Origin of the sequence: Spiroplasma apis B31 (assembly GCF_000500935.1) — a bacterium.
Classification (GTDB): domain Bacteria; phylum Bacillota_I; class Bacilli_A; order Mycoplasmatales; family Mycoplasmataceae; genus Spiroplasma_A; species Spiroplasma_A apis.
The window spans coordinates 882,705-894,915 of record NC_022998.1; the positions used below are offsets into that span (position 1 = coordinate 882,705).

The following is a 12,211-nucleotide window of genomic DNA, read 5'->3' on the forward strand; positions in this document are numbered from 1 at the left end:
TTGGTTTCCTATCTATGTGTTTTTGGATCCAATGAATCTGCAAATACTTTTCCCACTAAAAAGAACAACAATGAAATTCCCCCAACAAATAATACTGGTATTAATAGTAAGTGTGGGTATACTTCTCAATCAGAACCAAGAAGTAGTTCATTCAAAATAGAACCTAAAGATGCAGAGTCTAATGTATTTGTTACAAATCCAAAGTTGTAGTAAGCAAGTAATGAATCAATTGCTATAGCAGTTGGTATAGCAAATGATGCTGTTTGAATAACGATTGGTAATATTTTTGGCATAATATTTTTTCTAATTATTTTTGAACTTGGAGTTCCTAAAACTTTTGAAGCAATATTATATTCTGTATTTTTAACCAACATAATTTGTACTCTAATAATACTTGAAAGAGCAATTCAACTTGTTAGAGAGATAGCGAATATCAGTATCGGTAATGTTGTAACACCACCAAATAGGAAAATTACTATCAATCACATTATCAATGAAGGAATTAAGCTCATAAATCTAGTAATCTCGATAAACAATATGTCTAATCTTGTATAGAAACCTCAGATTGCACCAATAAGTATTCCTAAAAATATTTGAATAGATGCAACAATTAAAGTAAAGATTAAGGTTGTTCTTGTTCCTATTCACATTTTAGTTCATAAATCTTCACCAAATTTACCCAAACCAAATGGGTGATCTCATGATGGATTTTCGATATCGATACCTGGAGTTACTACTGGAACAGGGTCAGAACCAATACCAATAGTTGAAGCAAGTAAAATTATTGTAATTAATAATAATGTTGATATGATAAATGTTTTTGATTTAGCTATTCTTGTAAAAACTGACTTTCAATAGCTATATGGTTTATTAGTAATTCTTTCAGCTTCTTCGACCCTACTACCAACAACTCTAAAAAGAGAGTTATCAATAGAAGACATTTCTTCAGCTGTATATTGTTTTTGATTCATAAAATGACTCTCCTTTATTTTGTAAGTTTTATTCTTGGGTCTAATACCGCTAATAATAAGTCTCCTACTAAGCTTGAAAATACACCAGCAGCTGCAGAAACATATATATAACCTAGCACTACAAATGTATCTTTGTTAGAGACACCGTTAAGAATGAATTTACTCATTCCATCAATTGACCAAGTTCTTTCAACAAGTATACTTGATCCAAACAGGGTGATAACAAATACCTCTGGCATTGTTTTAATAAGTCTTATCCCCGCATTTCTAAAAATGTGAACATAAAACACATACTTTTCACTCAGACCTTTTGATAATGCAAATTTTGCATAATCAGTTGTCATCTCATCTATAACAAATCTTCTTGTTTGAACAGCTATCATTGGCATAATTAATAACATTACCCCAATTACTGGTCAAATTTTTGTGAAAGTGGATGATCCATCATAAGTACCATTAGCACCAAACAGATATATAGACATTTTATATAGTAGTGAAATAACTACCAAAGCAGGTATTGCACTTATAACTAAACTAGTACCATTTATAGCACTATCAGCAGGCTTGTCTTTATTCTTTGCAGCTATAATTCCTAACGGAACACCTAATAAATATGATAGTAAGACAGCAGTTCCTCCGACAGTAAATGAAACTGGAATAGATCTTGCAAAAGCACTTTGAACCAATGAAAGAACTTGTCCTCCACTAGCTTTGTTCATAAATACTCCTAAATAAAATCACATTCTTGTTAGTTCACCGCCAACTTCACCTGTAACTCCATCAACAACCGGATTTAGAATTATGTCTTTTGGAATAAAAGGGGTAATGTTTCTTAAATAAATAAACATTTGCTCTAACATTGGTCCCGCAACACCAAAGGCCTTCATCCTATTATTCAATAATGTATTATATCTTTCATCACCGTATTGAATTCCTAGCTTTTCTAAATTTACATCTGATAAATAAGCTGCATCTGTAGTTACAATTCTTAGCATTATAAATACAAACGCAATTGCTAAATAAAGTGTGAAAAATGCGTAAATAATTCTTTTCAGTGAGTAACCAAGAAGCGGCGCTTTTTGAATGAACTCTTCTATTGAGCCAGTTGATTTATTGAAAATATATTTTATTTTTCCAAAATAACTTCTTTTCGAAGAACTAATTTCATTCTTTAAAGAAGTAACTTCAACTAATTGCTCAAGTGTGAGGTCACCAACATCAGGGTTTTTGTTTTCTCTTTTCATGATAATTAATTTATCCTTTCTATTTTATTTTTATTTCTAATATTAGCCATTTCTTTATGTTAATTATGAGAGATAAAAATAAAATCTTTTTTGAGTTTTTTTTGATGAGAAGTAAATCTCATAATTTGAGTAAGCAAGTAAAATATTTAGTTTTAGCACATTAATTAATGTTTCTTATAAAACTTTAGTTTTAGTTTCTAACTTACTTAGATAAATAGTTTGATCAATAGTTTTTTTGATAAATAACATCAATTAAATTTTAAACTAATGTTTAAAGATAATTTATAAAAATACAAAAGTATTACTTAGTTAATTTATCTCTTAAATAAAAACTTTTAAATTTACTATTATGCTAGTTTGATAGATTACTGATATTAAGTATTATTCATAAAAAAAAGAGTGTTTCCTTTTATAAAATATTTTGACAAACTGCCAAATCAACATTTATAAAATAAAACACTTTTTCTCATTTATTAAAAAATTAAAATACTTATCAGTATGGTAATTTAAAATAGTTTTCCAAATTTTATAAATATCCGATTCGGTTAGTCAAATTCTTTTCGTTTCAAATGTACGCACCATTTTTAACGTAAGTATTGCATTTAAAAAACATATTTTTAAATGACAATGTAGGAATAGCAAAAAAGGCAATCATTTTATTAACTTTGCGGGTGTTTAATAAACATGACATTTTTTTTGTCCTCCATCGCCTAATAAAATACTAGCAAAAGAAAATGCAAAAAGCAAGCATCTTAAAAGCCCATTAATAGGGGGTTTGTGTTATCTAATTATTAAGAAACACCTAATTACCCCCTTTTTATCGTAACTAATTAGTATACATAAAATCTCTTAAAAAAATAAAAAAAACCAAATAACTATATGGTTATCAGAATGTTCTGTATAACTATTAGTATTTATGGTTGTATAGTTGTTAAATTATCATTCTTTTTTCAAGAAAGTTGGATATTCGCCATCTTCATCATCAGAAGTATCTTCAATTTTTTGAGCAACTGGTTGAACTTGAGGTTGAACATGAGCTTCTTTTCAATTTTCAACTCTTCCAGCAATGTTGTTTGAATCATCTTGTTGGAAATAAGACGGTCTTTTATCAGCGTTACTAATAAAAGATGTTCTTTGTTCGTAAGCTGTTTCTAAACGAGGTTCTTCAATTACTTTTTCAGAAGCCTTTGTTGGCTCAGCTTTTTGATTATAAGTATTATCAACTTTTATATTTGGTTGAACATAGTCTTCATCAAAACCAGTGGCAATGATAGTAACAATCAATTCATCTCCAAGATGCTCATTAATTGCCAAACCAAAAATGAAGTTAACGTCCTCACCGCTTGCTTGTTGAACAATATCAACTGCATCATAAGCATCGTTTAACGTAACTTCTGTTCCACCAGTTACGTTAATTATGGCATCTTTAGCTCCACGTATTGAAGTTTCAAGGAGAGATGAAGTTATTGCTTTGTTAGCCGCTTCGATAGCTTTGTCTGGCCCAGAACCAATACCTATACCAAATAAAGCATTACCTTTACCGCGCATAACTGTTCTTACGTCAGCAAAATCGAGGTTAATAACAGCAGGAACCGCAATTAGATCTGTAATAGTTTGTACTCCTTGTTTTAAAATGTTGTCAGCTTCTCTGAATGAGTCTTTCACTGGAATTCCACCAATAATTTCAAGTAAGCGATCATTTGAGATAATAATTATTGAGTCCACATATTTTCTAAGTTCACTTACACCTTGTACAGCATATGAATTTCTCATTCTTCCCTCAAAGCGGAAAGGCTTTGTTACTATTGCGATAACCAAAGCTCCAGTTTCCATAGCTATTCTAGCAATCTCAGGAGCAGCACCAGTTCCAGTACCTCCACCCATTCCAGCGGCAATAAAAATTAAATCTGCACCCGACAAAACTTCTTTTATTTCAGTTTCTGATTCAATAGCTGCTTGTTTTCCAGTTTCTGGATTAGCACCTGCTCCAAGCCCTTTTGATGTTTGTTTACCAAGTATTAACTTAGTTGGTGCTGAACTTGCTGCTAACACTTGTGAGTCTGTATTTGCAACGATAAACTCAACACCTTGAAGATTTTCTTCAACCATGCGGTTTACGGCATTACAACCTCCTCCACCAACACCAATAACTTTAATTTTGGCAACTTGATTAAAATCTAAATTTACAGACATATTATTCTCTCCTATTTTATCTATCTCTTTGCGTATTTATAATACCATTTTGAGGTCCGATATTACTATCGTTTCTTAAACTTTGGGGATTGTTATTTTGATTATTATACACCTGATTAGGTATTTGATTTGGATAATAAATTTGACTATTTCAATTATTTATTCCCTGTGGAAATTGTTGATATTCAAAACCTTCGTTCGGTGGAATGTTGACTTGTGGTCCAATTATGTGTTGATTAAATCCAAATGGCGGTTGACCCATTGGATAATTGATTGGTCTCTCAATTGTGTTTGTGCTTGTCTTAAATACAGTTTTGTGCTTATTTTTAATATGATTGTACAAAATGGCTCCACATAAAGCAGTTGCTCATATTTCGCTAGCACCCGTTACAACAGAGAAGTAAATTAAAGACTTTGTTTTATATTTACTTTCCAATAAAATCTTTTCAAAACCAGAGACTTCGGTTATTTTACCTGTATGATAAATTTTAAAGTTTGGTGGTATGTTTTCAAATTCTTTTTCAATTTGTTTATCGATTATTTTTATAATTCCTTTGAAATCATACATTAACATATCCTTAATTTCTGAAGATGTTAGTTCATGAGTAATTTTTTTATCATTTAAATATTTTCTGTATATAGGAACACTTTTTTGATTTTGTGTTGCAAAATCCGTAAGTTTAAAAAGGTATTTCTCAGCAACATCATACTTAGAATACATCTTATTAGCTAATGATTCTACAATTGAATTAACACCTGAATTAATAGTAATTACTTTTACAAGTGTTTCCTTACCAAAAAAACCAAGATCAATTTGATTAATGTCCCAGTTAACTAAAACAAAGTTTTCTCTAAAATTCTCGTTCTGGGCACATTGTAATGCCAATGCGTAAAGACGATTGTTTTTGTTCAAGATAGTTTTGTTACATTTCTCAATAATCTTATTATGACTCTCATAAACCTCTTTGGCAATTGTGTAAACTTTTGCTTTCATTGTAACAGAATTAGCCATTACACCAATCGGTGGTTCGCTCTTTGAAATGGTATTATTGATTGTAAAAGAATATGGCCTAATATTAAATACTATGTTTTTTTCATCGAAGTTAACTTTTTTGGCAAGTGAATGAAGTTCTTCGATTTCTTTCTCACCAAATATTTTAGGATGTTTTTCAAGAAAAACAACTGGAGAAGCTTGTTTGATATTTAATGTTTTTGTCGGATAGACCACCGCTATACTCTCAAGTTTTTCTTTAAAAGTTATTTCATATCTATTTATTGCTCTATTAACACGATGACATACTGCATTAATATCAACAACTTCATCTCGGTCATTTAATCAATTACCTTTAACTTTATCTTTAAAAATTACTTTAAGTTCTCTGCTATCACGGTATTTACCAACAATAAAACGGATTTCTTTTTTAGTAATTTCTAAAGCTGCATAAACTTCTTCAATCATAATTAACTCACTTTCTTTATAGACCACAACTTAGCACTTCGCGACCTTCTATTATTTTCTAATTCCACATCACTTGGAACAATTGGTTTTTTAATAACTAACTCAAAATCTTTATTCTTCAGATCAACTTGTATTGGTAATTTAGCAATAAACTTATCACTTGAATGCACGGTATTTGCTTTAAAAATATCTTTAATAATTTTTTCCTCTAAGGAATGAAAGGTAATAACTACTAATCTTCCATTTTTATTTAGTAATTCTAGTGAGTGGCTTAAAGATTTTTTTAAAACTTCAAGTTCATTGTTAACAAATATTCTTAATGCTTGAAAAACCTTCTTTGCTGGATGTTTTTTCTTTTTCAAAACTTTTTGAGGTAAAGATTTTTTAATGACATCAACAAGTTCGAATGTTGTCTCTAGTGGTTTTTTCTCACGGTATTTAATTATGTTTCTTGCTATTTGAAATGAAAAACTTTCTTCACCGTATTTAAAAAAAACATCTGCAAGTTCTCTTTCAGAATAATTATTTATGACAAATTTAGCAGTAAGTTGATTATTTATTTTATCCATTCTCATATCTAATTCAGCATCAAATCGATAACTAAATCCTCTATCACCAACATCAAACTGTGGTGATGAGACACCTAAATCAAATAAAATACCGTCAACTTTTTCGACACCTTCTAATGCAAGTAAAACTTTTATATTTTCAAAATTTCCTTGCATAATGGTGAAATTATTTGCAATTTCTTTTAGTACACTTTCACTTTCCTTGATAGCTTCAATATCTTGATCAATCGCAAATAAATGACCTTTTTTTATTTTTTTTAATATTTCAGCACTATGTCCTGCACGCCCTAATGTGCAATCGACATAAATACCATCTTCTTTGATATTTAATAATTCTAATGATTCTTTTAATAATACAGATGTATGTTTTTGCATCTTTATTTTGCTCCGCCCAATTGTTCTGCTGCTTCATATATCTCTAGTTCATCAGTTTCCTCAATCATTTTTTCATATACAAACTTATCTCAAATTTCAACTCTATCTCCTAGCCCTAAGATATAAACTTGTTTTGAGATATTAACTTTATCCAATAAATTTGTTGGGATTTTTATTCTTCCTGCATTGTCGATGCTAATTTCATCTGAATTAGATAAAATTAAACGTTCTATTTTACGAGTTGAAGAATTAAAACTACTTTTTTGCCCTAAATCAGAAAGTAGCTTTTTAAAATTCTCTGGGGTTCTCACTTCTAGACAATTCTCTATGCCTTTTGACACAAATATTAAGTCACCTAACTTATTTCTAAGTTTTGATGGTATTGTTAACCTCAACTTATCATCAAGATTATGCTCAAAAGTACCTAGAAGCATACATTTTCCCCCACTTTCTCCCACACACTAATTATTATATACCACTTCTTTACATAATCAAGTTTTTTTTCTTTTAGTTTTAAAAATAACTCACTTTTAAGGTGAGTTATTTATTTATGAAATAGTCATTATTTCTTGGTTGTAGTTGAATAGAGAAGGTTCTCTAAATGTAGAAATATAATTCTCTACTTCTAGTTTATATTTCTCTTTTGCATTTTGTATTACTGTTTTGAGTTTTTCTGCTTTAGTTTTTTTGATGTTTTGATCTAAAACATTAGTAAGAGATCTTAGTTTTGCTTGTTGTTCAGTTACAAGTTGTTTCATCAATTTTTTTTGTTGCATTTTATAGTTTTTGATATCAGTATTGTTTGCTTTTAAAGCTATTCTTTCGCTAATTATATGTTTTTTATAAATGCTTTTTTCTTTATTTTTAAATGCTTTATGTTTATGTAGAAGTTCTTTAAAATGAATATTTATTTTCTCTAATGAGTAATTATATTTTTCATTTTTTGCAAGATAAGCAATTTTCTTATTTTTTTTAAGTTTTGATATACTATTTTTTTCTTTATTTATATCCATAATTTTGCTTTTAAACAAGTTTTTCTCATTTATAAATTCCTTATTCATTTTCTCCATTAGTTCTATATGTGCTTTTTTAACAGAACCTATTTGCCCTTTATCGGATTGGATTTCTACTAAAAATCTGAACATAAATACGTGCATGGTTGTAGCGATAACAATCGCTAATAAATACCATAATACACCTATGTAGCTCATCTCCCACGTAGTGACACCACCAAATAAAGCAATAATAGGACCACCTCACGCACCGACTCAACCAGATACATGGAACATTCCAGCTAGCATACCAGCGACCCCAGAACAAATGATGTTTGGTAAGAAGGCAGCTCAAGTATATTTAGCAGCAAAAGGAATGGCACCTTCAGAAATACCCATAAACCCAAGTATTGTTGCATTTACACCTAATGCTTGGTCTTGTTTAAATTTTTTTCTAAATATTTGTGAACATATTCCTGCACCAAGTGGAGCAATTGCGAAGGCAGCTGCAGCACAACCCATTGCCTTACCACCATCTGTTGGAATCAATGCGGTTGCACCAAATGAAGCAATTTTATTGATTGGTCCACCCATATCAATACCGGCAATCAATCCTAAAACAAGTCCAAGCGCAGCCATACCCATTTTAGAGTTTTCCATTTTTTGTAAACCGTAATTGAAATATCCCATTAATAACCCGAATATATTACCAAATAAGAATAAAGTAAATATTCCGTAAATTAAGGTTACGAATACTGGAATTATGATGATTGGCATAATTGGTTTTAAATAGTTACTTACCTTTCATTTAGTGTTGATTCACTTAACAGTGTGACCAACTAAAAAACCAAATAAAAGAGCAGCGAATATACCACCACCATTACTTGGGAACAAAGTGTCCATAGAAACTTCGTCTCCTGTCATTGGTGAAGTTATGTTACTGTGGAAAATACCTCAATGTCATCACATCGAAGGGTTGGTTCCTGCACTAGTCAAAATGAAGGCCGGAGTAATAGCACTTCTTCCCCCAATTGAGTTAGCAATATAAGCTCCCATCACCGGAATCATCACACCAAAACCTATGTTAGCGAACTGATTTAAGTAATAAAGTATTGATATAAAAGCACTATTTATCGTGATAGTCGCAGTATAACTACCATCATCACCTCTAATTGCTTCTCAGGTTGCTCCCCCTTTTACATCTAGGTTATGTAGTGAGACACCGCTTTGGACGTAAGTATTTGAATTTCCATTAAGTTTTCCACTATAGTCTAGCCAGGTTCCATAAGTTAGTTTACCGATTCCTGTTACTATAGCAAAAACAATCCCAGCAAAAACAATAAAGGGTATCATAAATGATATACCACTCATTATATGTCTTATTCAAGCTTTCCCATCTTTAAGATCAAAACCTGTTCCTTCATTATTACTATCAACCTTCATTTCTTTGCTTTTTATCAGAGATTGTCGCAAATGGAAAACAGGATCCTCTATTAAGGGTTTTGTACCAACTTTATATATTTTTTTACCAACAAATCTGTCAGTATTGATTGCTATATCATTTGCCAAAATTACTACATCGGCCTTTTTGATAGACTCTGACGATAATATAAATTCTGGACCTTTTTGTCCTTGAGTTTCCACTTCAGCAAATCAATCCATTTTGGCTGAAGCATCTAATATTGCTTCTCTAGCCATATAAGTGTGAACCACACCCGTAGCACATGCTGTTACACCCACTACTCTGATAGATTTCTCATTTTGAGTTTCTTTTGTCGGACTTTTAGTTTCTTCACTAATAAGAAACGATGTTATTTCCGTTTTATTTTGACAATTTTTCAAAAAATCTTTATTTTTCTCGCTCATTAATTTTGTTGCTATACCACTTAATATATCTAAGTAAGTACCGGTGCCTTCTGGCACCAACAAAACTATTGCAACTTCAACTTCGTTTTCGTCATCTCAAACAATGGGCTTGGTAAACCTATATACGAACACAGCAGGTTTAGCAATTTTGGGGTTTCTCGCGTGTGGTATAGCAAAGCCACCGCCAAGTGCTGTTGATGATAAAGTCTCTCGTTCTTTAAAACTTTCTATCAATTCTGGTATACTTTTTACGATTTCTCATTTATAAGCATTATTAGATATGTGTGAAAATAGTTCTTCTTTACTTTTGATATCGATATTTAAAAAAATGTATTCCGTATTGATAATTTTTTCATTCATAAAGTAACTCCTTTCATGGGTTCCACCACATTTAAGATTATATTACTTTACAAGAATAAATTCTAAATAAGTCTAATTTAATGGAATATTTTTTAATGTTTTATTGTACTTTCAATAATCTTGACTGTCTTATGATATGCTTTTCGTTCTGTTTCTTTAAGTTCTTGATAAGACTCATGGCTAACCAATCCAGAAACTTCATTCATGAAGTTTGAATAATGATAATATATGGAATTTGTTAGATCTAAAGCTTTAATTGGATTAACAGATTTAATCAAGTCACTTAAAGTTTTATCTTCGTAATCTAGAAATTCGCTGACTAAGTCATTTTCTGCAATTGCAATACATATGGAAATATTCATCAATTCAGCTGATATTTCTTTGAATAAATTCGTCATTTTTTTGTCTCCTTTCAATATAACTATCGACGATTTTTTGGAGTATTTTATGTATTTTCGTATGTAATTGATAACTTCTAATTTAAATGAGGCCTTAATTCTTGAGATAAAAAAAACACTAGTTAAGCTAGTGTTCATAAATTATAGTTAAAAAACGTTTCAGTTTTTATGTTTAATTTTCTCATTTTAATCTTAAAGAAGTGATTGTTGCATAGCCTACAGCTAGAACTATTGAGATTCCTAAAAATATACAAAACTTAGTGTCTAAATCAAATGTACCATTTCAAGCTGCATTAAAAGGATCGATACAATATTTGAATACATTTAGATAAGTAGCATATTTAAGAATATCGCTATTCATTATCAAATCAATTGGCATTATTGAACCAGATAAAAAGGCGATTGGCACATAAATCACATTCGAGATTGCAATATAAGTAGTTGTTGAGTTAAATACACTTGAAAGCATAGTTCCTAATGTTACGGATGAAACCAAGATAATTACAAAAAATGGTATCATTTCTAAAAATTGTTTTGGCATAGCAACCAATTCTCAAGTATAAGTTGACCCAAAAAATATTCCAGCCCACAATTGTGTTCAAAGAAAACCTATTATCATAAATATAAATCCCATTATAACAACAGATAAAACAAATGATACAGGCTTAATGGTAGTGGCGCCTATTCGCTTTAATAAAACAGAGTTTTTAAACTCAATTATAGTTTGTGGAATAATAAATATTCCCACTGATATGATCTGAAGAACGGCCAGTGACCCTACCAAGGTGTGCAATAAATCATAATCATTAGTATTTGGATTGAACTTTACACCTTTAAAAGCAAATCCTTCTAAAAATAAAAGTATGATAGGAAATGCCAAGACAAAGAATGGAACTGCAAAACCTTTAAAATAATATTTTAAAAGGAGATTTATCAGTGGTATGTGCTTTCCTTTTTTTCTGCTTGTATTAACGATTTTGTCTATCTTATTTTTTTTCTTTAAAAGATTTTGTTCAATTTCTTCGTTGATATTTTTGGCTGCTTTATCATCTTTAAATCTTTTTCATGTATAGTTGTAAATTGAGCCATGTTCTTTGATAATATCAGATACTAATCCAGCATCTTTGATTTCTCCATCACTTATGTAAATATATTTTTCACATAGGTCTTCAATTTCAGTCATAATGTGGGTAACTAAAAACATCGCTTTATTCTTTTCAATCACATTCTCACGAATAAATTCAAAGATTTCACCACGAACCTCAATATCCAATCCAGTAGATATTTCATCTAATATTACTAAATCTGGGTTATGAATCATACTTAGCAAAATATTAACGCGTTGTTGTTGACCACCACTTAACCTCTCCAAAAATTTGTTACGAAAAGGATTAATTTGATATCTTTTTAATAATTTTGTGAGTTCTTCTTCTGACATAGGAACATTGAAAGCCTCTAAATAGTATTTGATCATATCAAAAACAGTTATTCCTATTGGATATCTAGATTCTTGAAATTGTAAACCAATTTTCAAGTTTTCTTGACGAATAACTTGTCCTGAGGTTGGTTTTCTAATACCTCCAATTATTTCACTTAGAGTAGATTTCCCACCACCGTTAGCACCAATGACACCAATTCTATCTCCTGGCATAATTGTTAAATTTATATTGTTTAATGCTTTTTTTGTTTTATAAGTTTTTGTAATATTTTTTAATTCTATTAATGGTTTTGATAAGTCAATCTCTTTTGATTGCTTTTTTAAACTCATTGTTTCATTTCTCATT

Annotated in this window: 9 protein-coding genes; all 9 read right to left on the minus strand. The window is 30.3% G+C overall.

The annotated features are described in order from the left end of the window. Positions 1-8 precede the first annotated feature (8 nt). Positions 9-971, minus strand: a complete 963-nt coding sequence (oppC, locus tag SAPIS_RS03815; protein ID WP_023789824.1) for an oligopeptide ABC transporter permease OppC — start codon at positions 969-971, stop codon at positions 9-11. Positions 972-985: 14 nt separating this feature from the next. Beyond that, positions 986-2,215 (minus strand): oligopeptide ABC transporter permease OppB, encoded by a 1,230-nt coding sequence (gene oppB, locus SAPIS_RS03820; protein WP_023789826.1) that lies wholly within the window; start codon positions 2,213-2,215, stop codon positions 986-988. Positions 2,216-3,151: 936 nt separating this feature from the next. Then, entirely contained in the window at positions 3,152-4,408 is a 1,257-nt protein-coding gene (gene ftsZ / locus SAPIS_RS03825) for a cell division protein FtsZ (RefSeq protein ID WP_023789833.1), read from the minus strand. A gap of 16 nt (positions 4,409-4,424) precedes the next feature. Then, positions 4,425-5,867 (minus strand): acetate and sugar kinases/Hsc70/actin family protein, encoded by a 1,443-nt coding sequence (locus SAPIS_RS03830; protein ID WP_023789835.1) that lies wholly within the window; start codon positions 5,865-5,867, stop codon positions 4,425-4,427. A 2-nt stretch (positions 5,868-5,869) separates the two neighbouring features. Next, entirely contained in the window at positions 5,870-6,811 is a 942-nt protein-coding gene (gene rsmH, locus SAPIS_RS03835; RefSeq protein ID WP_023789837.1) for a 16S rRNA (cytosine(1402)-N(4))-methyltransferase RsmH, read from the minus strand. A gap of 2 nt (positions 6,812-6,813) precedes the next feature. Beyond that, positions 6,814-7,245, minus strand: a complete 432-nt coding sequence (gene mraZ, locus SAPIS_RS03840; protein WP_023789839.1) for a division/cell wall cluster transcriptional repressor MraZ — start codon at positions 7,243-7,245, stop codon at positions 6,814-6,816. 114 nt (positions 7,246-7,359) lie between these two features. Further along, positions 7,360-10,029, minus strand: coding sequence for a fructose PTS transporter subunit IIB (locus tag SAPIS_RS03845; RefSeq protein WP_023789841.1), 2,670 nt, complete (start codon positions 10,027-10,029; stop codon positions 7,360-7,362). A 92-nt stretch (positions 10,030-10,121) separates the two neighbouring features. Then, positions 10,122-10,427, minus strand: coding sequence for a hypothetical protein (locus SAPIS_RS03850; protein ID WP_023789843.1), 306 nt, complete (start codon positions 10,425-10,427; stop codon positions 10,122-10,124). A gap of 172 nt (positions 10,428-10,599) precedes the next feature. After that, positions 10,600-12,210 carry an ABC transporter ATP-binding protein/permease gene (locus SAPIS_RS05315; protein WP_023789845.1) on the minus strand — a complete coding sequence of 537 codons (1,611 nt, stop codon included), beginning with the start codon at positions 12,208-12,210 and terminating at the stop codon, positions 10,600-10,602. Position 12,211: the final 1 nt, after the last annotated feature.